General features: G+C 70.7%; 22 protein-coding genes. 13 read left to right on the top strand and 9 right to left on the bottom strand.

Annotated elements, in window-relative coordinates; genetic code table 11:
- Positions 1-104 precede the first annotated feature (104 nt).
- The 3 genes from AB4112_RS33205 to betI form a co-directional block, all read right to left on the bottom strand.
- Complete coding sequence (locus AB4112_RS33205) at positions 105-1,211, bottom strand: polyamine ABC transporter substrate-binding protein (protein ID WP_309793691.1); 1,107 nt, start codon at positions 1,209-1,211, stop codon at positions 105-107.
- 123 nt (positions 1,212-1,334) lie between these two features.
- Positions 1,335-2,513, bottom strand: coding sequence for an acyl-CoA dehydrogenase family protein (locus AB4112_RS33200; RefSeq protein WP_309793690.1), 1,179 nt, complete (start codon positions 2,511-2,513; stop codon positions 1,335-1,337).
- Positions 2,514-2,664: 151 nt separating this feature from the next.
- A complete protein-coding gene (gene betI / locus AB4112_RS33195; RefSeq protein ID WP_309793689.1) occupies positions 2,665-3,324 on the bottom strand; it encodes a transcriptional regulator BetI in 660 nt (219 codons plus the stop codon).
- Positions 3,325-3,520: 196 nt separating this feature from the next.
- Between betI and AB4112_RS33190 the strand changes: the two genes are divergently transcribed.
- From AB4112_RS33190 to AB4112_RS33170, 5 genes are all read left to right on the top strand, one after another.
- Entirely contained in the window at positions 3,521-4,864 is a 1,344-nt protein-coding gene (locus AB4112_RS33190) for an aspartate aminotransferase family protein (RefSeq protein WP_441726270.1), read from the top strand.
- A gap of 230 nt (positions 4,865-5,094) precedes the next feature.
- A complete protein-coding gene (locus AB4112_RS33185; RefSeq protein ID WP_441726267.1) occupies positions 5,095-6,714 on the top strand; it encodes a phytoene desaturase family protein in 1,620 nt (539 codons plus the stop codon).
- A complete protein-coding gene (locus AB4112_RS33180; RefSeq protein ID WP_441726264.1) occupies positions 6,701-8,266 on the top strand; it encodes a phytoene desaturase family protein in 1,566 nt (521 codons plus the stop codon). Before AB4112_RS33185 ends, AB4112_RS33180 begins: the two co-directional genes overlap by 14 nt.
- Before the next feature lies 1 nt (position 8,267).
- On the top strand, positions 8,268-9,476 hold the full coding sequence (locus AB4112_RS33175; RefSeq protein WP_441726262.1) for an aminomethyltransferase family protein: 1,209 nt from the start codon (positions 8,268-8,270) through the stop codon (positions 9,474-9,476).
- 4 nt (positions 9,477-9,480) lie between these two features.
- Entirely contained in the window at positions 9,481-11,541 is a 2,061-nt protein-coding gene (locus AB4112_RS33170; protein WP_441726259.1) for an acetate--CoA ligase family protein, read from the top strand.
- A 46-nt stretch (positions 11,542-11,587) separates the two neighbouring features.
- On the opposite strand, the gene AB4112_RS33165 is transcribed toward AB4112_RS33170, so the two are convergent.
- Positions 11,588-11,884: a hypothetical protein gene (locus AB4112_RS33165; RefSeq protein ID WP_309793683.1), complete on the bottom strand. Its 297-nt coding sequence runs from the start codon at positions 11,882-11,884 to the stop codon at positions 11,588-11,590.
- Between the two features lie 440 nt (positions 11,885-12,324).
- On the opposite strand from AB4112_RS33165, the gene AB4112_RS33160 reads away from it, so the two are divergent.
- Genes AB4112_RS33160 through AB4112_RS33145 form a run of 4 tightly spaced genes read left to right on the top strand, consistent with a single transcriptional unit; the run spans position 12,325 to position 17,579 of the window.
- A complete protein-coding gene (locus AB4112_RS33160; protein ID WP_441726255.1) occupies positions 12,325-13,584 on the top strand; it encodes a sarcosine oxidase subunit beta family protein in 1,260 nt (419 codons plus the stop codon).
- Between the two features lie 11 nt (positions 13,585-13,595).
- Positions 13,596-13,871, top strand: a complete 276-nt coding sequence (locus tag AB4112_RS33155) for a sarcosine oxidase subunit delta (protein ID WP_441726252.1) — start codon at positions 13,596-13,598, stop codon at positions 13,869-13,871.
- Entirely contained in the window at positions 13,868-16,978 is a 3,111-nt protein-coding gene (locus AB4112_RS33150; protein ID WP_441726250.1) for a 2Fe-2S iron-sulfur cluster-binding protein, read from the top strand. Before AB4112_RS33155 ends, AB4112_RS33150 begins: the two co-directional genes overlap by 4 nt.
- Complete coding sequence (locus tag AB4112_RS33145) at positions 16,971-17,579, top strand: sarcosine oxidase subunit gamma family protein (RefSeq protein WP_441726247.1); 609 nt, start codon at positions 16,971-16,973, stop codon at positions 17,577-17,579. Before AB4112_RS33150 ends, AB4112_RS33145 begins: the two co-directional genes overlap by 8 nt.
- 136 nt (positions 17,580-17,715) lie before the next feature.
- Here AB4112_RS33145 and AB4112_RS33140 read toward each other — a convergent pair whose 3' ends face one another.
- Together AB4112_RS33140 and AB4112_RS33135 are read right to left on the bottom strand one after the other, a co-directional pair.
- Positions 17,716-18,045 carry an STAS domain-containing protein gene (locus tag AB4112_RS33140; RefSeq protein ID WP_441726244.1) on the bottom strand — a complete coding sequence of 110 codons (330 nt, stop codon included), beginning with the start codon at positions 18,043-18,045 and terminating at the stop codon, positions 17,716-17,718.
- A gap of 21 nt (positions 18,046-18,066) precedes the next feature.
- Positions 18,067-18,543 carry an ATP-binding protein gene (locus AB4112_RS33135; protein WP_309793677.1) on the bottom strand — a complete coding sequence of 159 codons (477 nt, stop codon included), beginning with the start codon at positions 18,541-18,543 and terminating at the stop codon, positions 18,067-18,069.
- A 242-nt stretch (positions 18,544-18,785) separates the two neighbouring features.
- Between AB4112_RS33135 and AB4112_RS33130 the strand changes: the two genes are divergently transcribed.
- Both AB4112_RS33130 and AB4112_RS33125 read left to right on the top strand, forming a co-directional pair.
- Complete coding sequence (locus AB4112_RS33130; RefSeq protein WP_441726241.1) at positions 18,786-19,277, top strand: hypothetical protein; 492 nt, start codon at positions 18,786-18,788, stop codon at positions 19,275-19,277.
- Positions 19,278-19,345: 68 nt separating this feature from the next.
- Entirely contained in the window at positions 19,346-19,741 is a 396-nt protein-coding gene (locus AB4112_RS33125) for a YybH family protein (protein WP_309793675.1), read from the top strand.
- Positions 19,742-19,748: 7 nt separating this feature from the next.
- On the opposite strand, the gene AB4112_RS33120 is transcribed toward AB4112_RS33125, so the two are convergent.
- The 3 genes from AB4112_RS33120 to AB4112_RS33110 are packed head-to-tail and all read right to left on the bottom strand — an operon-like array spanning position 19,749 to position 21,531.
- A complete protein-coding gene (locus AB4112_RS33120; protein WP_441726238.1) occupies positions 19,749-20,261 on the bottom strand; it encodes a DUF1697 domain-containing protein in 513 nt (170 codons plus the stop codon).
- A 17-nt stretch (positions 20,262-20,278) separates the two neighbouring features.
- Complete coding sequence (locus AB4112_RS33115) at positions 20,279-20,917, bottom strand: glutathione S-transferase family protein (RefSeq protein ID WP_441726235.1); 639 nt, start codon at positions 20,915-20,917, stop codon at positions 20,279-20,281.
- Entirely contained in the window at positions 20,911-21,531 is a 621-nt protein-coding gene (locus AB4112_RS33110; RefSeq protein ID WP_441726232.1) for a TetR/AcrR family transcriptional regulator, read from the bottom strand. The genes AB4112_RS33115 and AB4112_RS33110 overlap by 7 nt, the downstream gene beginning before the upstream one ends.
- Before the next feature lie 141 nt (positions 21,532-21,672).
- On the opposite strand from AB4112_RS33110, the gene AB4112_RS33105 reads away from it, so the two are divergent.
- Together AB4112_RS33105 and AB4112_RS33100 are read left to right on the top strand one after the other, a co-directional pair.
- The gene (locus AB4112_RS33105) at positions 21,673-23,280 is read left to right on the top strand and encodes an FAD-dependent oxidoreductase (RefSeq protein ID WP_441726229.1); all 1,608 of its coding nucleotides are present in this window, start codon (positions 21,673-21,675) and stop codon (positions 23,278-23,280) included.
- Positions 23,281-23,436: 156 nt separating this feature from the next.
- Complete coding sequence (locus AB4112_RS33100) at positions 23,437-24,588, top strand: NAD(P)/FAD-dependent oxidoreductase (RefSeq protein ID WP_441726226.1); 1,152 nt, start codon at positions 23,437-23,439, stop codon at positions 24,586-24,588.
- Positions 24,589-24,910 lie beyond the last annotated feature (322 nt).

Here is a 24,910-nt window from a genome sequence, read left to right as displayed (position 1 = left end):
TGGGATTTTGAGAGAGAACTCCCAGCCAAAACAATCGAGTCCCCCCTCCCCCAGCGGGAGGGGGTTAGGGGGAGGGGGTTGTCGACGACCCGCACCGCCGTCCCCTACTGCCCAGCCTTGATCTGGCTCCAGGCCCGGGTGCGGGCCCGCAGCGCGGCCTGGGGCAGGTCGGCCGGCACGTACAGCTTCGCCCGCGTCGCGGCGTCCGGGTAGATCGCCGGGTTCTCCAGGATCTCCTTGTTGACGAAGGGCTGCGACGCCTTGTTGGCGTTGGCGTAGTTGGTGAAGTTGGTGGCGGCGGCGATCACCTGCGGCCGCAGCATGTAGTTGATGAAGACCAGTGCGTTGTTCGGGTGCGGCGCGTCGGACGGGATCAGCCAGCCGTCGAACCAGGCCGGGCCGCCGGTGTCCGGCACGGAATAGGCCAGGTCGATCTTCACCCCCGCCTCCGCCGCCCGGCTGGCCGCGGTGGCGTAGTCGCCGGACCAGGAAAAGGCCAGGCACAGCTCCTGGTTCGGCAGCTGGTTCAGGTAGTTGGCGGAATCGACTGCCTTGACGTATTGCCGGATCGGTTTGAACAGCGCCGCCGCGGCCTGGTAGTCCTTGGGGTCCTGCGAGTTCGGGTTCTTGTGCAGGTAGGACAGCGCCAGCGGGATCATGTCGGTCGGCGATTCCAGGATCGAGATGCCGCAATCCGCCCATTTCTTCGCCAGCTCGGGCTTGAACAGCATGTCGAGCGAGGTGACCGGCGCATCGGCCATGCGCTGCTTGATCATGTCGACATTGTAGGCGAAGCCGACCGTGCCCCACATGTAGGGCACCATGTATTCGTTCCCCGGATCGTGGGCGGCGACGATCTTCAGGATGTCGGGGTCGAGGTTGCCGTAATTGGTCAGCTTCGCCTTGTCGATCTTGGCGAACACCCCGGCCTTGACCAGCGGCGGGATCAGGTGCGAGCCGTGCAGCACCACGTCGTAGCCGGAGCTGCCGGCCATCATCTTGGCGTCGACCGTCTCCGACGCGTCATAGGTGTCGTAGACCACCTTGATGCCGGTCTCGGTCTCGAAATCCTTGATCGTGGTCTCGCCGATATAGTCGACCCAGTTGTAGACGTTGACGACCTTCTCCTCATCGGCCAGCGCCGGCAGCGCCGCACCGAGGAGAAGCGCCGTCGCGGCCAGCAGCCGGATCGCCTGGGGGGAACGCGTCATTCGCCTGGCTCCCTATGTCGCCTCAACCTGCCGGCCGGTTTTCTGTCGCTGCGCCGCGGCCGTCGGCGTGTCTATTCAGAGCCCGCTTCGCCGGATTTCTCCAGCGGATTCTTTACCGAATTCCTACGGTCCGATCGTGCCGGCCAAACCCCGCTTCAGCAGGCTGCCGGCGATGATCAGGCGCTGGATCTCGCTGGTGCCTTCCCAGATGCGGTCGACCCGCAATTCGCGGCTGAACCGCTCCGCCACATTCTCGCGCATGTAGCCGCGGCCGCCGAAGATCTGCACCGCCCGGTCGGCGACGCGGCCCGCCATCTCCGACGCCAGCAGCTTGGCGATCGAGCAGCGGGCGTGCAGCGCCTTGACGTCCAGGCCGCGGTCATGCGCCTCGGCCGCCTCATAGGTCACCAGCCGCGCTGCGTGCAGCTCGGCCAGGCTGTCGGCCAGCATCGCCTGCACCAGCTGGAATCGCGCCATCGGTTCGCCGCCGATCGCGCGGCCGGCGGCGAATTCGGTCGCCGCCTCGATCAGCCGCTCGGCTGCGCCGCAGCAGCGCGCCGCGATCATCAGCCGCTCGCGCCGGAACCAGGCATGGATGAAGCCCATGCCCTGCCCTTCCGCGCCGATGCGGTCGGCCGCCGGCACCCGCACGCCGTCGAAGCGCAGGATCGGGTGGTGGTGGCGGTAGGTGTGGGTGTAGGCCGGCGTGCGCAGCGTGCTGAGCCCCGCGGCCGGCAGGCCGACGAAGAACAGGGCGTGGCTGCCGTCGGCCGCACCACCCTGGATCTTGGCCTGGACGATCACCGTGTCGGCCAGGTTGGCGCTGGTGACGTGCCATTTCTCGCCGTCGATGACGTAATGGTCGCCGTCGCGCCGGGCGGTGGTGGCGATGTCGTCGACGTCGGAGCCGGCGCCGGCCTCGGTGACGGCCGTGCAGAAATGCCGTTCGCCGCGCATCAGCGGCAGGATGAAGCGGTCGATCTGGTCGGGCGAACAGGCCTCGAACATCCAGGACTGGGCCTCGCCGCAGCACCAGGCCAGCGCGTTGGTGACGCGCCCGGTCTGCTCCGCGATCGCCACCTGGTCGAGGATCGGCAGCGCCAACCCGCCATGGGCCCTCGGCGCGTCGATCCGCGACAGGCCGAGATCAAGCGCCATGCGCTCATGCCGGGCGGCGATGTCGGGCGGGATCTCGCCGCCGTTCATCTCCGCCTCCACCTCCCACGGGATCAGCTCGGCCTCGACGAAGCGGCGGATCCGGTCCTGCCAGTCGCGGGCGCTGTCGGGGAGCGTGAAGCTCATGGCAAGGAGGCTTCCAGGGCCGGCGTCCGAGGCCCGCCATTCCCTTCCTTGTCATTGCCCGGCTTGATCGGGCAATCCAGGGGCAACCAGCACCGTTCTCGATGGCCCCTGGATCCTCGGGTCAAGCCCGAGGATGGCAATGAGAATGGGGTCATCCCTCGCCCCCCGGCCCGATCGGGCCGTCTTTGGTGAAGTGCTTGGGGAAGACCGAGGCCAGCATCTCCACGGCGCAGGCGCGGCCATCCTCGCGGCCGAATTCCTTCGGCCCCATCATCACATGCAGCCACAGCCCCTCCAGCAGCCCGTTCAGGCTGCGGGCCAGCAGCAGCGGCGACTGCCCGTCCGCCACCAGCTCGCGGCACAGGTTCAGGAGGGTCAGGTGATAGTCCTGGTCGTTGGCGCTGCACAGGGCCCGGTAGTGCGGCCGGGTCTTGGCCTCGCCCCAGAAGGCGCACCAGGCGGCGATCTTGCGCGGGTTGCAGATCTTGCGGTCGAAATCGGCCAGCACCAGCGCCCACAGCTTCTCCGCCGCGGTCGGCCCGGCCTCGTGCAGCGCGCGGCGCCAATGGGCGCGGTACTCGTCGGACATGTAGCGCAGCGTCTCGACGAGCAGCTTCTCCTTGCTCTCGAAATGGAAGTTGACGATGCCGCGCGACAGGCCGGCGCCGTCCGCGACCACGGCCATGGTGGTTTCCTCATAGCCGCGCTTGGCGATGGCGTCGATCGTCGCCTCGATCAGCTCCTGCCGCCGCAGCTCCTTCGACTGCCGCCGCCCCCCGTTCAGCCTGCGCGCGGCCTGGCCTTCGGCCATCGGCACCCCCACCTCAAAATCCCATAAAACGCTAGCATCCCATGCGTCGGCCGGCAAGATATTGAATGAACATCCAACAAGCCGTTAATTGAACGTTCATTCAATATCCTGGACAGAATCCGGGACCCTATGCCATCCTGAGTCTCGAAATTGCGGCCGAAGAACCGCCGGACCAACGAGACAAGGACCCGCTGCCATGACCCGCAGCCTGGCGCGCAGCAATGCGCAATTCCGTCGGGCGTCGACCCGCCTGCCCCTCGGCGTCGCCTCGAATTTCCGCTACTGGGGCGACGACCGGACGATCTACATCAAGCGCGGCCGGGGTGGCCGGATCTGGGACCTCGACGACAACCCGTATATCGACTACCGGCTCGGCTACGGCCCCGCCATCCTGGGCTATGCCGACCCGCGGGTGGATGAGGCGGCGCGGCAGGGCATGGACATCGGCGGCGTCTTCGCCCTGTCGACCGAGCGCGAATTCACGGTGGCCGAGCGCATCGCCAAGATGATGCCGGCGGCCGAGTTGGTGCGCTTCTCCAACTCCGGCACCGAGGCGGTGATGGCGGCGCTGCGCCTGGCCCGCGCCTACACCGGCAAGGAGTCCTACGTGCTGGTCGAGGGCAGCTATCACGGGCTGTTCGACGCGGCGATGTGGCTGGTGGCGCTGGATGACTGGGATCCGTCCCGGACCGACCGCGAGCCGGCGGTGATGCCCTACTCCCAGGGCGTGCCGGAGGCGGTGCGGCCGATGGTGCATCTGACGCCGATGAACGACGCCAACCGGCTGGAGGACCTGCTGCGCCGCAAGTCGCATGAGATCGCGGCGATGCTGATCGAGCCGATCATGGGCAATTGCTGCGGCATCACCGCCGACATCGCCTATGTCCGCGCAGTGCGCGAGCTGTGCGACCGCTACGGTGTGCTGCTGATCATCGACGAGGTGAAGTCCGGCTTCCGCGTCGCCCGCGGCGGCACGCAGGAGCTGATGGGCGTGACCGCCGACATCACCACCGTGGCCAAGGCGATGGCCAACGGCTATCCGATCGCCGCCATCGGCGGGCGCGAGGACATCATGCGCCGCTACGGCCGCGGCGTGGCCCATGGCGGCACCTACACCGCCCATTCCGTGGCCCTGGCCGCGGCCGAGAAGACGCTCGAGATCCTGGACGAGACCGCGGCGCTGGAGACCATCGCCGCCTATGGCCGCCGGCTGCAGGCCGGGATCAAGCGCATCCTGGACGCCCGCGGCGTGGTGCATTGCTTCGCCGGCCACCCCTCGATGGGCGGGCTGTTCTTCGCCGCCACGCCGCCGCGCGACTACCGCGACTGGAAGCGGTCCGACTACAGCTTCTACGACGCGCTGGCCCGCGAGCTGCACGAGGAGGGTGTGCTGTGCGAGCCGGATTCGCGCGAGCCCTGGTTCATCTGCGAGGCGCATGACGACAGCTGCCTGGCCGAGACCCTGGCCGGCTTCGAACGCGCCGTCGACCGCACCCTGGAGACGGGCGGCGACGACGCCAAGCGAGCCGTGGCACACTGACCGGCAGATCGGGCGGAGACAGAGCCCATGGGGGGAATTTCGACCGGAACGTCTCGGGTTGCCTCTCCCGCTTGCGGGAGAGGTCGGAGACGCGAAGCGGTTCCGGGTGAGGGGGTTTCGTCGAGGCCGGGACCAACCCTCACCCGGACGTCCCAAGAGACGTCCGACCTCTCCCGCCAGGCGGGAGAGGCAACGCGCTCTGCTTTCCCCGCCAACTGTGCAGCGATCCCATGAAGATCTGGGACGCCCTCATCGTCGGGGCCGGGCACAATGGCCTGGTCGCCGCCTGCTACCTCGCCCGCGCCGGGCTGGAGGTTCTGGTGGTCGAGAAGAACGACTGGGTCGGCGGCGCCGCGGTCAGCCGGTCGCTGCACCCGGGCATCCTCTATTCCAACTGCTCCTATGTCTGCAGCCTGCTGCGGCCGGAGATCATGCGCGACCTGGAGCTGCCGCGGCACGGGCTGCAGGTCATCCCCTATGAGGGCGGCGCCGTGTTCACCCGCGACGGCGACGCGCTGGCGACCTACCGCCAGCACGACGCCCACCGGCGCGAGATCCAGCGCTTCTCGCTGCGCGACGCCGAAGCCTATGACCGCTACTCCGCCGATGTCGTCCGGCAGTGCCGCTTCATCCGCCCGCTGCTGCTGCGCACGCCGCCGGACCCGGCGTCGCTGCGGCCGCGCGACCTGCAGGAGCTGCTGTATCTCGGCCGCAAGTTCCACGACCTGACCGAAACCGAGATGGCCGACACGGTCCGGTTCTGGACCATGAGCATCGCGGAATATTTGGACGAGTATTTCGAGAGCGAGGTGGTGAAGGCCAGCTTCGCCCTGTCCGGCATCATCGGCACCGCTTTGGGGCCGTGTTCGCCCGGATCGGCCTATGTGCTGCTGCACCACTACATGGGCGATGTCGACGGCGCCAGCGGAGCCTGGGGCTTCGCCCGCGGCGGCATGGGCGCCATCACCCAGGCCATGGCCGGGTCGCTGCGCGCGGCCAAGGGCGAGATCCGCACCGGCGCGGCGGTGGAGCGCATCCTGGTCGAGAACGGCCGGGCCGCCGGCGTGGTGCTGGCCGGCGGCGAGGAGATCCGCGCCCGGCAGGTCGTGTCCAACCTCGACGTCAAGCGCACCTTCCTGACCCTGGTGCCGGAAACCGAGCTGCCGGCGCCCTTCGTCAAGCGGGTGCAAAGCTTCAAGATCCGCGGCTCCTCCGGCAAGGTGAACATCGCGCTGGGCGCCCTGCCCCGCTTCCCGGCGATGCCCGAAGGGTCGCCCTGCATCCGCGGCGACATGCACTTCACCGACAGCGTCGAGCGGATGGAGCGCGGCTATGACGACTGGAAGGCCGGGCGCTGGTCGGCCGACCCGTTCCTCGACATGATGATCCCGACCACGCTCGACCCGACCATGGCGCCGCCGGGCCAGCATTTCATGAGCTGCTTCGTCCAGTACTGCCCGCCCAAGGTCGAGGGCCGCGATTGGACCGACGCCGACCGCGACGCCTTCGGCAAGACCGTGATCGACCAGATCGCGGAGTATTCGCCCGGCTTCCGCGACCTGATCCTGCATGCCGAGATCCGCACCCCGCGCGAGCTGGAGGCCGAGGTCGGGCTGACCGAGGGCAACATCTTCCAGGGCGAGCTGACCTTCGACCAGATCCTGTTCAACCGGCCGGTGCCCGGCTATGCCCAGTACCGGTCGCCGGTCGCCGGCCTCTATATGTGCGGGTCCTCCACCCACCCCGGCGGCGGGGTGATGGGCGCGCCGGGCCGCAACGCGGCGTCCGAGATCCTGCGCGACCTCAAGCGCAAGCCGGTGACCATGAGCGACGCCTATGCCGTCCTGTGACGTCCTCGTCATCGGCGGCGGCCACAACGGCCTGGTCTGCGCCGCGCTTCTGGCGAAGAAGGGCCGCAAGGTGGTGCTGCTGGAGGCGGCCGGGGAGATCGGCGGCGCCGCCCGGACGGCGGAGTTCGCCCCCGGCTTCCGCGTCTCCCATGTCGCCCATGTGCTGAACCATCTCCACCCGGAGGTGATCCAGGCGCTGGAGCTGAAGCGCCACGGCCTGACCCTCGCGGCAGCCAACCTGCCGACCACGGCGCTGGCGGCGGATGGCCGGCACCTGACCCTGCATGGCGCGTTCGGCGAGCGGCTGTCCGGCGACATCGCGCCGGACGAGGCAGCGGCCTGGGCGGCGCTGCGGGGCAAGCTGCTGCGCTTCGCCGGCACGCTGCGCCCGTTCCTGGCCCGGATCCCGCCCCGGCTGCGCGGAGGAGGACGCGGCGACGCGCTGACCCTCGGCAAGCTCGGCTGGGCGATCCGCCGGTTGGGCCGCGACGAGATGCGCGAATTCCTGCGCATGGTGCTGATGGATGTCGCCGATGTGCTGGAGGAGGAGCTGTCGGATCCGCGCCTGATGGGCGCCGTCGCCTTCGACGCGGTGCTGGGCACCCATCTCGGCCCGCGGTCCCCGACCTCGCTGATGTCCCTGTTCCACCGCCTGGCCGGCGAGGCGGACGGCATGCCGGCAGCCCTGGCCCTGCCGAAGGGCGGCATGGGCGCGGTGGCCGCCGCCATCGCCGCCGCGGCGCGGGCCGCCGGGGTCGAGATCCGCGTCAACGCCGCGGTCGCGCGCATCCTGGTCGAGGGCGACCGGGCGGTCGGCGTGGCCCTGGCGGATGGGGCGGAGATCCGGGCGCCCGTCGTCGTGTCCGGCGCCAACCCGCGCACCACCTTCCTCGACCTGCTCGGCCCCCGCGCGCTCGACACCGGCTTCGTCAGGCGCGTCAGTCACATCCGCATGCGCGGCAACGCCGCCAAGCTGCATCTGGCGCTGGACGGGCTGCCGGAGCTGCCCGGGTTGGACCCGGGCCTGCTGGCCGGGCGACTGGTGGTCGCGCCCGGCGTCGATGCGGTCGAGGCCGCGTTCAACCCGGCGAAATACGGCGAGGCCTCGCCCGAGCCGGTGCTGGAGATCGTGATCCCGTCGCTGACCGATCCCGACTGCGCCCCGCCGGGGAAGCATGTGATGTCGGTCGTGGCGCAATACGCCCCGGCGGAGCTGCGCGCCGGCTGGGACACCGGCGGCCCGGCCTTCCGCGACCGCATCCTGGCCGTGCTGGAGCGGCACTGGCCCGGCCTGTCGGCCCGCGTGCTGGCGGCGGAGCTGCTGACCCCGGCCGATCTGGAGGCGCGCTACCGCATGCCCGGCGGCCACTGGCACCATGGCGAGCTGGCGATCGACCAGCTGCTGATGCTGCGCCCGGTGCATGGCGCCGGCCAATACGCGACGCCGGTGCCCGGCCTGTTCCTGTGCGGCGCCGGCAGCCACCCCGGCGGCGGCATCATGGGCGCCGCCGGCCTGAACGCGGCACGCCGGATCCTGGCAGGAGGCTCCTGACATGCGCAGCCCCCTGCCCCGGGATCATTTCCGCAAGCCGCTGCTGCAGACGCCGTTCCATCCGCGCATCGCCGCGCTGATGCAGGCCGAGGACTGGAGCAACTGGGGCGGCTATGTCTCCGCCCACACCATCCGCGACGCCGAGCAGGAATACTTCGCCATCCGCAACGCGGCGTCGCTGTTCGACCTGACGCCGATGGTGAAGTACCGCATCGCCGGCCCGGAGGCCGAGGCGTTCCTGGACCGGCTGACGGTGCGCGACGTGTCCCGTCTCGCCCCCGGCCGGGTGCAGTACACCGCCTGGTGCGACGATGACGGCCATGTGCTGGACGACGGCACCCTGTTCCGGCTGGGCGCCACCGAGTTCCGGCTGTGCTGCCAGGAGCGGCACCTGAACTGGCTGCTGGATTCCGCCATCGGCTTCGATGTCGAGGTGGCGGAGGAGACCGCGGAGGTCGCCGCGCTGGCGCTGCAGGGGCCGACCAGCCGGGCCCTGCTGACCCGCGCCGGCTTCGACGGCATCGAGACGCTGAAGCCGTTCCAGATCCGCGATGTCTGGTTCAAGCACGGCAAGGTCACGGTGTCCCGCACCGGCTTCACCGGCGATCTCGGTTATGAGCTGTTCACCGCGCCGGAGGCCGCCCTGCCGCTGTGGGACCGGCTGTGGGAGGCCGGGGCGTGGCACGGGCTGCAGGCCATCGGCTACGAGGCGCTGGACTTGGCTCGGCTGGAGGCCGGCTTCATCGTCGCCAATGGCGATTTCGTCACCGCCGAGACCGCCATCCGGGTCGACCGCCGCCGCACGCCCGACGAGATCGGGCTGGGCTGGCTGATCGACGAGAAGAAGCCCGCCTACTGGACCGGCAAGCGGGCGATCCAGGCACAACGCCGCGACCGGTCGGCACGCTGGTGCCTGGTCGGGCTGGACATCGACGGCAACGTCCCGGCCGACCACGCCATCGTCTACCACAAGGGCAAGGCCGAGGCCGGGCAGATCACCGCCGCCGCGTGGTCGCCCTCGGCCAAGCGCAACATCGCCTTGGCCTCGCTGCGCCGGCCGTATGGCGACACGGTCAAGGACGACCTCTGGGTCGAGATCTATGCCCTGCGCGAGCTGGCCTATCACAAGATGATGGTGCGGGCCCGGGTGGTCGACCGGCCGTTCTACGACCCGCCCAGGCGCCGGGCCACGCCGCCCGGGGAGTTCTGACGCCATGGCGCACCGGCTGGACCCGCTGCTGCGCCCCCGATCGATCGCGGTGGTCGGCGCCAGCGCCCGGCCCGGTTCGGTCGGAAATGTCATGCTGCGGCAGCTGGTCGAGGGCGGTTTCCCCGGCCCGGTGCATCCGGTCAACCCGAAGGGCGGGACGCTGCAGGGCCTGCCCTGCCTGCCGACGCTCGACGACCTGCCGGAGCCGGTGGAACACGCCGCCTTCTGCATCGGCGACGAGCAGATCGCGGCCGGATTCGAGGCAGCGCTGCGGCAGGGGGTGAAGGCCGCCACCATCGTCGCGCCGCTGGCCGACCCTGCCCTGCGCGAGCGCATCCGGGCCATGGCGCTGGAGGCCGGGGTAAAGCTCTGCGGCGGCAACGGCATGGGCTTCTACAACTTCACCGACCGGGTGCGGCTGTGCGGCTTCGCCACCCGGCCGGACCATGTCCCCGGCGGCGCAGTGCTGCTGACCCATTCCGGGTCGCTGTTCACCGCGCTGGTCGATGCCGAGGCGCGGATCGACTACGCCCTCGCCGTCTCCTCCGGCCAGGAGCTGACGACCACCCTGGCCGATTATCTCGACTTCGCCCTGGACCAGCCGGAGACCCGGGTGGTCGGGCTGTTCCTGGAATCCGCGCGCGACCCCGCCGGCTTCATCGCGGCGCTGGCCAAAGCCCAGGCGCGCAACGTGCCGGTGGTGGCGCTGAAGGTCGGGCGGACCAAAGCGAGCGCCGGCCTGGCGCTGAGCCATTCCGGCGCCATCGCCGGCGACCACGCCGCCTATGACGCGCTGTTCGAGCGCCACGGCGTCGGCCAGGTCCGGTCGATCGACGAGCTGGCGATGGCGATGATGGTGCTGCCGGCCGCCAACGGCATCGGCCCCGGCGGCCTGGCCAGCACCCATGACAGCGGCGGCGAGCGCGGGCTGATGGTCGACCTGGCGGCCGCAGCCGGCGTGCCCTTCGCCGCGCTGGCGCCGGAGACCGTGGCCAGGCTGGAGGCGGCGCTGGATCCCGGCCTGCCGCCGGTCAATCCGCTCGACCATTGGGGCACCGGCCGCAACTATCCCGCCGATTTCGAGGCCTGTTTCCAGGCGCTGATGGCCGACCCGGACACCGCGCTGGGCGCGCTGGCGCTGGACCGCTCCGCGGGCGGCCAGGTGACGCCGCTGTATCTCGAGATCGCGCATCGGGCGCGGGCGGCCAGCGGCAAGCCGGTGGTCATCGTGTCGAACCATCAGGGCAGCGGCGCCGACCCGGCGGCCGTGGCCTCCACCCGCGCCGGGGTGCCGGTGCTGGACGGGGTGCCGGCCTTCCTACGCGCCTGCCGCCTGGCCTTCGACCGGCGCGACGCGGCGGCCCGGCCGGCGATGCGCCCGCCCGCCGCCCCGGCCGCGATGGTCGAGACCTGGCGCCGGCGGCTGGCCGACGGGCATGCCATCGGCGAGGCCGAGGCGCTGCGCCTGCTGGCCGATTTCGGGCTGACGGTCACGCCCTGCGCCGCCGCCAAGGACGAATCCGATGCGGTCGAGGCGGCGATGCGGATCGGCTTCCCGGTGGCGCTGAAGACGGTCGGCGTCGCCCACAAATCCGATGTCGATGGGGTGCGGCTGGCCCTGGCCGATCCGGCCGCGGTCCGTGCCGCGCATCGCGACTTGGCCGCCCGGCTGGGGCCGCGCGTCGTGGTGGCGCGGATGGTCCGGGACAAGGGCGTGGAAATGATGCTGGGGCTGCAGCGCGACCCGGATTTCGGGCCGGTGGTGCTGGTCGGCTTCGGCGGCATCCATGCCGAGACCCTGAAGGACGCCGTCTTCGCCCTGCCGCCCTTCGATGCCGCCGAGGCGCGGCGGCTGATCGACCGGCTGCGGCTGCGCCCGCTGCTGGACGGTGCCCGCGGCGCCCCGGCCGCGGACATCGACGCCATGGCCCAGGCCGCGGCGCGGTTCTCCGCCCTCGCCGCCGCGCTGGGCGACGCGGTCGAGACCATCGACGTCAACCCGATCCTGGTCCTGCCCCGCGGCGCCGTCGCCGTCGATGCGCTGGTGGCGGCGCGCCGCCCCTAAGTGCATCTACGACAATGGGCACTTCTGAGGCTGGGTCAGTCCGGGCTTACCAGCGACCGCGCCCACGGCCGTAGCCGCGATGGCCCCAGCCATCGTTGCGGCGGCGGTAGTAGCCGTGATCGTTGTCATCGGCCAGGGCCGCGCCCACGGCGAGGCCGCCCAGCGCCAGGACGCCGACGGCGAGCGCCGTGTTGGTGTCCTGCTGCTGGCGCTCCGCCTGGGCCTGGTAGGACAGCTGGCCGAGCGCGTTGCAGGCATTGCCGTCGCCGTAGGAGCATTGCTGTGACGCGTAGTTCAGCTGCGTTTCCGACGGGGTCGGACCGCAGGCGGCCAACAGAGCCAAAACACCAACAATACCAACACGCCAGGGGCGAAACCTCAACGTACCGGTGATCATGTCCATCTCCTGCCGATCGAAGTTGGCCGATCGGCTCTGCCAAGTATCAATTGAGGCAAATCCGTGTCCTTTTGTTGTCAGAACCCGGACTTGCCCACAGGGCGGTTGGATGACATGCTGTATCCTACGCCCCTTCCGCAGCAATACACGGATGATACTCGAAACTCCGTCGCAGAATCTTGATGGCGACCACCGGTCAATGCGGCAGACCGTAGCAAGGCATCCGCCCGGTCACCCGAAACCGCCAAAGACGCCTGCCGGACAGGCGGTCCGGACGGGGCTGAAGCGCGGCCCGCCCAACATCCCTCTTCCCCCTAAGATACAGTGGTGTACTGTACCGCCAAGGTGAGGCGCGCCGGACAACCGGCGGATGCGGGGCGCAACGGATGCAGCGTTATTCCTTCCTGTCGCTGGCACAGAAGGCGCTGGGCGGCCATCGCGGCTGGGAGCCGGCATGGCGCAAGGCGACGCCGAAGAAGAGCTACGACGTGGTCATCGTCGGCGGCGGCGGGCACGGCCTGGCCACCGCCTACTACCTCGCCCGCAACCACGGCATCACCAATGTGGCGCTGGTCGAGCGCGGCTGGATCGGCGGCGGCAATGTCGGCCGCAACACCACGGTGGTGCGTTCGAACTACCTGCTGCCGGACAACCAGCATTTCTACGAATGGTCGCTGAAGCTGTGGCATGAGCTGAGCGAGGACCTGAACTACAACGTCATGTTCTCGGCGCGCGGCTCGATGTTCCTGGCGACCTCGCTGGGCGGCGCCATGGCGCTGCGCCGCCGCGGCAACGGCATGCGGCTGGCCGGGATCGACGCCGACTGGCTGGAGCCGGACGACCTGCGCCGGATCGCGCCGAACCTGGACTATTCCGACGGGGCGCTGTTCCCGCTGTACGGCGCGCTGATCCAGCGCCGCGGCGGCACCGCCCGGCACGACGCCGTGGCCTGGGGCTTCGCCCGCGCCGCCAGCGACCTCGGCGTCGACATCATCGAGGATTGCGAGGTCGTCGATTTCCTGCGCGAGGGCGAGCGCGTGACCGGGGTGATGACCGCCAAGGGCCCGATCAGCGCCGGCCGCGTCTGCCTCGCCACCGCCGGCTCCGCCTCCATCCTCGCCGGCAAGGTCGGGCTGAAGCTGCCGATCGAGAGCCACCTGCTGCAGGCCTTCGTGTCCGAGGGGTTGAAGCCGGTGGTCAACCAGGTCCTGTCCTGGGGCGGCAGCGGCCATTTCTACATCAGCCAGTCCGACAAGGGCGGGCTGGTGTTCGGCGGCGACCTCGACGGCTACAACTCCTACGCCCAGCGCGGCAACCTGCCGGTGGTGGAGGACATCGCCACCGCCGCCATCGCGCTGATGCCGAACCTGTCGCGCACCCGCATCCTGCGGCACTGGGCCGGGGTGATGGACATGTCGATGGACGGCAGCCCGATCATCGGCCTGGCGCCGATCGACGGGCTGTTCCTGAACATGGGCTGGTGCTACGGCGGCTTCAAAGCCATCCCCGGCTCCGGCTGGGTCTGCGCCCACACCATCGCCAACGATGCCCCGCACGAGCTGAACCGCGCCTTCGCCCTGGACCGGTTCGAACGCGGCCGGATCATCGACGAGAACGGCGTCGGCCCGGTCGCGAACCGGCACTGAGGAGCAGACAGATGCGAATCCCCTGCCCCTGGTGCGGCCCGCGCGACCTGTCCGAATTCCACTATGGCGGCGACGCCGAGACGCCCCGCCCGCCGCATGACGAGACAGCGGCCGCGCCCTGGTTCGACCATGTCTACCGCCACGACAACCCGCGCGGCTCGCACCGCGAGTACTGGCAGCACAACTATGGCTGCCGGTCCTGGCTGCTGGTCACGCGCGACACGCTGACCCATGAGATCACGGCGGCCGAGCCGCTGCGGGCTCCCGCCAAGGGGGCCGGCCGATGACGTCCCATCGCCTCGCCCAGGGCGGGCTGATCGACCGGTCGCAGCGCCTCGGCTTCAGCTTCGACGGGCAGCGCTACGACGGCCATCCCGGCGACACCCTGGCCTCGGCCCTGCTGGCCAACGGCGTCCGATTGACCGGTCGATCGTTCAAATATCACCGGCCGCGCGGCATCCTGTCGGCGGGGTCGGAGGAGCCGAACGCGCTGGTCGAGCTGCGCAGCGGCGGCCGGCACGAGCCCAACACCCGCGCCACCATGGTCGAGCTGTATGACGGCTTGGCGGCCAACAGCCAGAACCGCTGGCCGTCGCTGGCCTTCGATGCGCTGGGCGTGGTCAACAGCCTGCTGTCCTCGGTGTTCCCGGCCGGCTTCTACTACAAGACCTTCATGTGGCCGGCCTCGTTCTGGGAGCCGGTCTATGAGCGCATCATCCGCCGCGCCGCCGGGCTGGGCACCGCCCCCAAGGAGACCGACCCCGACCGCTACGAACGCCGCCACGCCTTCTGCGACGTGCTGGTGGTCGGCGGCGGCCCGGCGGGCCTGAGCGCCGCCCTGGCCGCGGCCGATTCCGGCGCCCGGGTCATCCTGTGCGACGAGAACGACCGCTTCGGCGGCGCCCTGCTGGGCGAGAGCGAGCCGGTCGAGGGCCAGGCGGCCGCTGACTGGGTGGCCGGCCGGGTCGCGGCGCTGCAGGGCTTCGGCGACCGCGTCACCCTGGTGCCGCGCGGCACCGCCTTCGGGATCTACGACCACGGCACGGTCGGGCTGGTCGAGCGCGTCGCCGACCACCTGGCCGAGCCGCCGCCGCACCTGCCGCGCCAGCGCTTCTGGACCATCCGCGCCGCTGCGGTGGTGGTCGCAGCCGGGGCGATCGAACAGCCGCTGGTGTTCCCCAACAACGACCGGCCCGGCGTGATGCTGGCGAATGCGGTGCGCCGCTACGCCAACCGCTACGCCGTGGCGCCGGGCCGCCGGGTGCTGGTGGCCGGCATCGATGACGGCGCCGCACGCACCGCGCTGGACCTCAAGCGCCATGGCGTCGACGTCGCCGGGCTGGTCGATGCCCGCCCCGACCCGGCCGGGCCGCTGGCCGAGGAACTGCGCGCTGCGGGCATTTCGGTCCACACTGGATCGACGGTGCGGGGGGCCAAGGGCAAGCTCGGCGTCGACGGCGCCCGCATCGGCCGGCTGGACGGCGAGGGCAAGGGCGTCGCGGTCGATTGCGACGCCATCGCCATCTCCGCCGGCTGGATGCCGACCGCGCATCTCTTGAGCCAGCGCGGCATCCGCCCCCGCTTCGACGGCACCCTGGGCAGCTTCGTGATGCCCGAGCTGGACGGCCCGCTGCTGGCCGCCGGCGCCTGCGCCGGCCGCGCCGGCACCGAAGTGGCGATTGCCGATGGTCTGGCGATCGGACGGCTGGCGGCGAGGGTTGCGAAGAGCGCTGGCGCCATTCCTAAAAGAGTCCCCCCTCCCCTCGCGGGAGGGGGCGAGGGGGAGGGGGTTGGTGCCGCCGATAGAGGATCGGCCGGACCGAGCCCCGCTTCGACAACCCCCTCCCCCTACCCCCCTCCCGCAGGGGGAGGGGGGACTCGATGGGCCCGCCCCGCCCCCAGCCCGGCCACGGGACCGGCGGTCGCCGACCCGCAGGTCGCGGGCAAGGCCTTCGTCGACTTCCAGAACGACGTCACCGCCGCCGACATCCGCCTGGCCGCGCGCGAGGGCTACACCTCGCCCGAGCACATGAAGCGCTACACCACCCAGGGCATGGCGACCGACCAGGGCAAGACCTCGAACGGCCCGGCCCTCGGCGTCCTGGCCGAGGCGCGGCACCTGCGCGCCGGCGACCTCGCGGCGCCGACCTTCCGCCCGCCCTACACGCCGGTGGCGTTCGGCGCCATCGCCGGCCGGTCGGTCGGCTGGCACGCCTACCCCACCCGGCGCCCGCCCTTCCACGAGATCCAGCGCGTCGACGGCGCCGTCTTCATCCGCTCCGGCGGCTGGCTGCGGCCGCACTACTACCCCCGGCCGGGCGAGAGCCTGGGCGAGGCGTCGCTGCGCGAGGCCCGGTATGTCCGGTCCCATGTCGGGGTGTTCGACGTCTCGACCCTGGGCAAGGTCGATGTCAGCGGCCCCGACGCCGCCGCGTTCCTGGAGCGGCTCTACGTCAACCGGATCGAGACCCTGCCGGTCGGCCGCTCGCGCTATGGCATCATGCTGCGCGACGACGGCATCGTGCTGGACGACGGCACCGTGACGCGGCTGGCCGAGGACCGCTTCTACGTCACCACCACCAGCGCCAAGGCGCATGACGTGGTGCGGATGATGGAACGGCTGACCGAGGTCGACTGGCCGGAGCTGCGGGTGGCGGTGACGGAGCTGACCGAGGCCCGCGCCGCCCTGGCGCTGACCGGCCCCGAAGCCCGCGCGGTGCTGGCCCGGCTGGTCGGCGATGCCGCCGATGTCTCGAACGAGGCCCTGCCTTTCATGGCCGTGCGGGACGCGGTGGTCGACGGCCTGCCGATCCGCATTCTGCGCGTCAGCTTCACCGGCGAGCTGGGCTACGAGCTGCATGTCGAGGCCCAGCACGCCCACGCCCTGTGGCACCGGCTGATCGCGGCCGGCGAGCCGATCGGGCTGCAGCGCTTCGGGCTGGAGGCGCTGGAGCTGCTGCGGATCGAGAAGGGCTTCCTGACCGGCGCCGAGATCAACGGCCAGGTCACCCTGGCCGACCTGGCGCATGAGCGCTTCGCCAAGCGCGAGGGGCCCTACATCGGCAAGCCGATGGCGCAGCGCGAGGGGCTGGCCGACCCGGACCGGCCGCGGCTGGTCGGGCTGGTGTCGGAGGGCGGCGCGCCGCTGGTCGCCGGCGCCCATCTGGTCGAGGGCGGCATGTACCGCGCCCTCGAGCCGACCCAGGGCCATGTCACCTCCAGCTGCACCAGCCCGGTGACCGGGCTGCCGATCGGCCTGGGCTTCCTGGCCCGCGCCAAGGAACGGACGGGCGGCACCATCTTCGCCACCGACCCGCTGCGCGGCAGCCACATCCAGGTGCGGGTGGTCGAACCCTGCATGTACGACCCGAAGGGGGAGCGCGTCCGTGGCTGATCTGAACCCGATCGAGACGCTGTCAACCCTGGACGCCGACGGGCTGACCTTCCGGCCCTGGCGCCCCGCCGCGATCCTGCAGCTCGCCGCCTGGAGCGAGGACTCCGCCGCCGCCTTGGCGGCCTGGGAGCGCGGCGTGTTCGGCGCCTTTATCGCCGGGGCCGGCGCGACGCTGACGGCGGGCAGGCTGCGGCTGTGGCCGGTCGCCCCCTGGCGCCGGCTGCTGATCGCCGAGGCCGGCGCCGCTCTGCCGGAGCTGCCGGCGGAGGTCGCCGCGGTGCCCTGCACCGGCGGCTATGTCGGGCTGCGGCTGGACGGGAAGCGGTCGCGCGACCTGCTGGCCAAGCTGGCGGCGGTCGACCTGCACCCGGACATGCTGGCCGAGGGCGACTTCGCCACCGCCAGGCTGGAGCATGTGCGGGTGCATCTGCAGCGCGCCGGGGCCGACGCCTTCGACCTGCTGCTGCCGGTGTCCTATGCCGAATTCACCCTCGGCGCCCTGGCCGACGGCGCGCTGGAATACGGCGCCCGGATCGACCCGGCCGTGCTGCACCGCCCGACCCCACCCCAGGAATCGCCCCAGGCGTTCAGCCTGAAGTAGTCGCCTCCCTCGCTCCCTCCAAATCGTCATTGCGAGGAGGCGAAGCCGACGAAGCAATCCATGGACCCGCACGAGCGGCCCGATGGATTGCTTCGCTGCGCTCGCAATGACGATGTTGAGAGCCTAAAAGTCCCGATCAGGCAAAGGATTTGACCGCCTCGTCCTCGCTGTCGAAGACCTCGAACACGGCGCCGAGCCGAGCGATGGACAGGACGTCCTGCACCTTGGGCTGGAGCGAGACCAGCTTCAGCGTCCCGCCGCGGGCGGACACCGCAGTGCGGCTGCTGGCCAGCACGTTGATTCCGGATGAGTTGAGGAAGTCGACCCCGCCGAGGTTCAGCACGATCCTGGTGGCGCCGCCGTCAAGCGCCTGGCGCAGGCCCGAATCGTCCTCGCCGATGCCGAGCCCGCCGACGACGTCCACGATGGTGACCCCGTCCCGGACGCGGGTGGTGATGTTCGCCATGATCTTCCCTTTCCTCTGGTTTCAGTGATCCGAGCCGGGGCGGGGCGGGTCCCCACCCAGGCGCCGGCGCAGGGTGGCGACGGTGCCTCCCGTCGCGCCGGGCCCATGGCCGACCTCGTCCATCAAGGCCCGCATGAGCAGGAGGCCGCGGCCACCCGGCCGAGCCAGGTTTTCCGGCAGCAGCGGATCGGCGACACCGGCCGGGTCGAAGCCGGCCCCCCGGTCCGCGACGCGGATGACGAGGTCTTCGCCGTCGCACCCGAGCTGGACCTCGACCGGCCGGCCAGGATTCCGGCGATTGCCGTGGACGATGGCGTTGACCACCGCCTCATGCGTCGCGAGGCCGACCCGGTGGCGGGCGTCGTCGTCGAGGCCGAGCCGCCGCAGCGCCGCATCCAGCCGGGCCTGGACGGTGCCTATCGCCTCCAGCCGGCTGGGGATCGCGAGATCGAGCAGCATGTCCTGCATGGCAAAGCCCACGTCGACGCCATTGATCATACCCGATCATCTGCAGTCATGAATTGCAACATGCAAACTTAATTATTCGTAATTCCCATTTCTCATAAATAAAAATAAAATCAATATTATCGTCTATCGATTTATGATCGATACCTTCTTAACCGAAGGCGATCACGGATATCCCCGGCATTGGGGCAGGCCCGGAACCGCAATTTTCTCCAAGCGGCGGCCGCCCGGCACGGCCTAATCCAGGACTCCCCGATGCCACCGGAGTCCCCGCCATGCCCGCCTTCCCCTCCCTGACCGCCGCCCTGCTCGCCGACCGCCCGGCGCCGGACCGCACCGACAAGATGGCGCTCTATGGCTGGCTGATCGGCGACTGGGAGATGGACACCCGCCTGTTCGCCGAGGACGGCAAGGCGACGCCCGGCCGCGGCGAGATCCATTTCGGCTGGGCGCTAGAGGGTCGCGCCATCCAGGATGTCTGGATCCTGCCCGGCGCCTTCTTCGGCACCACGCTGAGGGTCTACGACCCCGGCCTCGACGCCTGGCACATCCTGTGGCACGACCCGCTGAAGCAGCTCTACACCAGGCAGATCGGCCGGGCCGAGGGGCGCGACATCGTCCAGCTCGGCCGCGACGACAGCGGCGCCGCGATCCGCTGGAGCTTTCGCGAGATCACCCCGGACAGCTTCGTCTGGCGCGCCGAGCGCTCGCCCGATGGCGAGCACGGCTGGCGCCTGCTGGCCGAGTTCCGGGCCTGGCGGGTCTGATCCGGGGGCTGGTCGCGCGGCCGCATCCGGCTAGATTGCTTTCGTCCCGCAAACCGGAGAGGCCCGCGATGACGGATGACGAGCGCGCGATCCGCGACCTGGTCGAGACCTGGATGGAGGCCAGCAAGGCCGGCGACACGGCGACGGTCCTGAGCCTGATGTCGGACGACGCCGTCTTCATGGTCCCCGGCCACGAGCCTTTCGGCAAGGAGGCGTTCGCCGCAGCCTCCGCCGGCCAGTCGGAGTTCCACATCGACGGCCGCGGCGAGATCCGCGAGCTGCAGGTGCTGGGCGACTGGGCCTGGCTGCGCAGCCATCTCGATATCACCATGATCCCGCCGGTCGGCCAGAAGGTGCGGCGCGCGGGCTGGACCCTGACCATCCTGCACAAGCAGCCGGACGGGCGCTGGCTTCTGGCCCGCGACGCCAACCTGCTGACGGTGCAGCCCGCCGCCGCGGGGTGACCGCGCCTCAGCCCTCGCCGGCCATCTCCGCCAGCTTGGCGACGGTGTTCATGTTGCGGGCGGTGCCGGCCTTGGCCGCCGGGATCGCCAGCTTGGACCGGGCCATGCCATCGCCGTAATGCACGTAGATCTCGCGCCTGCCGAGCCGCATCTCCTCGCCCTGCCGGCCGGTCGCCTTGTCCAGCGCATCGGCGGGCGGCGGGGCGTCGAGGAAGATCGCCACGGTCCGGTTCGGCGCGGCGTCCGGGAACGGGTTCGCCGCCAGGACCTGCGCCATTTCCGCCGCGGTGCGCACCAGCACGCCGACCGGCTTGCCGGCATGGGCCGCGAGCGCCGCCTCCACCGCCGCCTTGACCTTGGCCTCCGTCCTGTCGCTGCGGCAGACGACATTGCCGCTGGCGATGTAGGTGCGGATGTCGGCGAGCCCTGCCGTCTCGCACAGGGCCTTCAGGTCGCTCATCGGCAGCTTGCCGGTGCCGCCGACATTCACCGCCCGCAGCAGGATGACGAAGCTGGTCATGGCCGCCTCCCGGTGGATCAATAGGCCAGCCGGCCATACATGTCGTCGAAGGGCATCATCACATGCTCGCGATAGGCCGGCCGCTCGGCCAGGCGGGCGTACCAGGCGCGGACATGCGGCACCGAAGGCGTCTCCAGCCCCATGCCGAAATAGCGGTACAGCACGGTGCCGGCCGGGATGTCGCCGAGGCCGAAGGCGTCGCCGGCCAGGAAGGGCCGGTCGGCCAGATGCGCGTCCAGCAGCCGGAAATGGCCGGCGCAGGCGGCCTGCCTGCGGGCGATCAGCTCCGGGTCGCGCTCGGCCTCCGGCGTCCGCCAATGGCCCCAGAACAGGTCCATGAAGTCGCGCTGCAGCGTCGCCAGCGACCAGTCCATCCAGCGGTCGGCCTGCGACCGTTCGGCCGGGTCCTTGGGCCACAGCCGGCCGTCGCGGGCGGCGAGGTAGCGCAGGATGGCGTGCGATTCCCACACCACCGTGCCGTCCTCGTCGATCACCGGCACCCGGCCATGCGGGTTCATCGCCCGGAAGGCCGGGTCGTCCAGCCCGCCGAAGTCGCCGCCGGCCGGGACATGGCCATGCGGCAGGTCGAGTTCGCCCACCAGCCACATCACCTTCTGCACGTTGAAGGCGTTGCGCCGGCCCCAGATCGTCAGCATGGCCCGTTTTCCCTGATCGGTCGTCCGGTCAACACATCGTCATAGATCGAGAGGTAGCGCAGCCGGTCGGCCCGCGGCTCGCGGAACGCCATGGCGTAGTAGCCGATCTGGTGGAAGTAGCTGACCCGGGTGCGGATCAGCGCCTCGTCGCCGGCATAGCCCATCTGGTCGAAGGCGCGGCGCAGCAGGCCCATGCGGAACGCGTCCGCGCCCTGCACCGCCTGCGCCACCTCCTTCGACGACCGGCCCCAGTCGCGCACCGCCATGTCCAGCGCCGGGCTGAACGGGTCCTCGTCGACCCAGACGTTGCGGAAGGCGCGGAACAGCGCCGTGCCCTGGAGGTCGTCCCGGCCGTCCAGCGCCTGGAACGGGCCGCAGTTGCGCCGCCGCCATTCGTCCAGCAGCGCCGCCAGCAGGTCCTTGCGGTCCTTGAAGTGGAAATAGAAGCTGCCGCGCGTCACCTTCAGCGTCTTGGCCAGCCGGTCGACCTTGACGCCGGCGACGCCACCCTTTGCCAGCACCTTCAGCGCGGCGCCGACCCAATCCTCGCGGCTCAGCGTCCGGCGGCCATTGCCCGCCTCCGCCGTCGCTCTGCTGCTGTTCCCTGTCGCCAATGCGTCGGTCCCCGATCGGTGCCGGCTGTAGCCTTGGGTCACCAGCCAGAAGCCGACCCCACCCTGTATGCCCGCAGCAGGCGACGCCCTGCAAGGCAAGAGGGGAGCCGGCCCGGACGCCGCGTCGGAGAACACATCACCATGTCCCATCCACCGATCGACCCGAAATCGGTTGCCGGAAAGACCCCGGAGGTCGAACGCCACGTCCAGCTGCTGGTGGTCGGCGGCGGCCCCGCCGGCATCGCCGCGGCGGCCGAGGCGGCCGAGCGCGGGCTGGAGGTGCTGCTGGTCGACGAGAACCCGGTCGACGGCGCCCTGATCGGCATGGATGTGCCGCTGCATTTCGGCGGCCGCGCCACCGCCGCGGTGAACACCCCCGGCCGACTGCTGGAGCGGATCATCGAGGCGTCGCCGGAGCTGGCCGAGCTCTACGACAAGGGCGTCGAGGTCATGCTGCAGACCACGGTCTGGGGCCTGTTCGCCAACGCGCCGGGGGTGCAGTGGATGCCGGGGCCGGTGGCCGGGCTGGCCGACACCGACCGGTCCTGGCTGGTCGGCTTCGACAAGGTGGTGGTGGCGGCCGGACGGCGCGACCTCGGCATGTCCTTCCCGGGCTGGGACCTGCCCGGGGTGATGGGGGTGACCGCGGCGCACCGGCTGATCACCGGCTACGACGCCTTCGCCGGCCGGAAGCTTCTGATCCTGGGGTCCGGCGCCGAGGCGCTGGACTTGGCGCTGACGGCGCTGGAACGCGGGCTGGAGGTCGCCGGCATCGTCGAGGTCGCGGCCGAGCCGGTCGGCCCGGCTGCGCTGGCCGAGGCGGTCAAGGCGCATGGCGTGCCGGTCTACATCGGCCATGTCATCAAGGCCGCATCGGGCGGGGTCGACGGGGTGTCGCGCGCCACGCTGGTGCGGGTTGATGACGGGCTGTCGCCGGTGGCCGGCAGCGAGCGCGACATCGATTGCGACACCGTCGCCCTGGCCATCGGCACGGTGCCGAACATCGAGCTGCTGGCGGCGCTGGACGCCAGGCTGGTGCACGACCTCGACCGCGGCGGCCATGTGCCGGTGACCGAGGCCGACGGCCGCACCGCCCTGCCCTTCGCCTATGCCGTCGGCGACTGTGCCGGCATCCATGCCGCCAAGTCGGTCGACGCCGCGGTGGCGCGGCAGGAGGGCCGGGTCGCCGCGATCGCCGCCGCCGCCACGCTGGGCAAGGCCGCGGAGGGCGACGTGACCGCCGCCCGCACCGGGCTGGCGCAGCCGCTGCAGGGCCAGGGCGACCACCGTATGACCTGGCTGAAGGCGCTGCTGAACACCGGCGGGCTCGACGTCATGGTCTGCCAGTGCGAGGAGGTCAGCCGCGGCGAACTGCTGGACGTCAGCCCGCCGCGCTACCTCGAGCGCAAGTCGAACAAGATGGGCACCCGGTCGCTGACCACCCTTTTGGAGGACGGCCCGGTCAACCAGGACCAGGTCAAGCGCCTGACCCGCGCCGGCATGGGGCTGTGCCAGGGCCGCCGCTGCCGCGAGCAGGTGGCGATGCTGCTGGCGCTGTCGTCGCATGTCGATGTCGGCCAGGTGCCGCTGGCGAGCTACCGCCCGCCGGTGCGGCCGCTGCCGCTGAAGGTGCTGTGGCCGCAGGACGAGGCCGAGGTGGTGCGCCAGGAATGGGATTCCTGGTTCGGCATCGAGAGCCAGTGGGTGCCGTGGTGGGACATCCCGCCGGGCGAGACCCGGCAGGATTGAGCAGATGCAGCCTCTTTCCCTCTCCCTCCATCGTCATTCCCGCGAAAGCGGGAATCTCCCTCCGGCCGGTCGGCATCGCCCCGAAGAGATCCCTGCTTTCGCGGGGATGACGTCTTCATTCAATCTTTCGATGAGCTTCAAGACGGGGTCAAAGCCATGACCAACGACAAGGGCGCTTCGGTCGTCATCATCGGCGGCGGCGTCACCGGGCTGAGCACGGCGTGGTGGCTGGCGCGCGGCGGCGTCGACGTGCTGGTGCTGGAGAAGGGCATCGTCGGCTGGGAGGCGTCGGGCCGCAACGGCGGCGGCTGCACCCACCCGCAGAGCCCGCTGTTCCCGGAGGAGCAGCGGCTGTGGCCGCAGATGGACGAGCTGCTGGGCTATCCCACCGAGCACCAGCAGCACCGGCTGAAGATCGTCCTGCACGAATCCGACGTCGAGTTCATGCTGGGCTGGGTCCGGATGGGCGAGAGGCAGGGCTTCCACTACGACACCCTGGACGGCAAGCAGATCCGCGAGCTGGCACCGCTGGCCGGCGACACGGTGGAGCGCGGCTACCTGCTGAAATACGGCGGCCACGCCAACCCGCAGCGCACCTCCCAGGCCTATGCCTGGGCGCTGCAGGACCATGGCGGCCGCATCCTGCAGCATTGCACCGTGACCGGCTTCGACACCGCCGGCGGCAAGGTGACCGGCGTGCGCACCAGCCGCGGCGACTTCGCCTGCGACCATGTGGTGATCGCCGCCGGGCCGCAGACCGGCTTGCTGGCCGAGATGCTGGGCGTCGACCTGCCGATCGCCTCCGGCCGGGCCGAGATGATCGTGACCGAGCCGCTGCCGGCGATGCCGATGAGCGGGGTCGACGGCAACGGCCTGTACGGGCGGCAGACGCTGCGCGGCAACCTGGTCTATGGCGGCGGGCCGCACGAATGGCTGCCGCCGGTCGACCTCGGGACGCCGCCCAAGCCGTCCAGCCCGCTCTTGCGCAACATCGGCCGGCGGCTGATGGAGCTGTTCCCCAAGGCGGCGCATGTCCGGATGATCCGCAGCTGGTCGGGGGTGATCGAGAACACGCCGGATGGGCGCGCGGTGATCGACCGGATGCCGGGCTTCGACAACGCCATCGTGGCGACGATGTCGAGCGTCGGCTTCGGCCTGTCGCCGGCCAGCGGCCACGCCATCCGCGACCTGATCGTCGATGGCGCCTGCAGCTTCGCCGACCTGTCGTCGATGCGCCTCGACCGCTTCGCCGGCCTGCCCAAGGACTGGCGCGAAGCCCAGGGCTGGCTGCCGCCGGTCGCGGCCTGAGGCCGGGGCAGCCCTTCGCGTCGCCTCTGCCGCCTTCCTCCTTCGTCATTGCGAGGAGGCGCAGCCGACGAAGCAATCCATGGCGCCGCCTGGCATGGATTGCTTCGCTGCGCTCGCAATGACGAGGTTGGGATGCTGAGAAGGACCTCGGGCAGCCTCTCATATTGCCTCTCCCGCAAGCGGGAGAGGCAAAACCGTCCTCGTAGGTTGGGTTCGCGCTTCGGCGCCAGCCTTCGCGGCGCCTCTCCCGCCCCCACCCGTCATTGCGAGCGCAGCGAAGCAATCCATCGGGCCGTTCGAGCGGACCCATGGATGGATTCGT

Source organism: Inquilinus sp. 2KB_23 (assembly GCF_052115705.1).
In the GTDB taxonomy this organism is placed as follows: Bacteria; Pseudomonadota; Alphaproteobacteria; order DSM-16000; family Inquilinaceae; genus Inquilinus; species Inquilinus ginsengisoli_A.
This window is presented reverse-complemented; position numbering and strand designations above follow the sequence as displayed.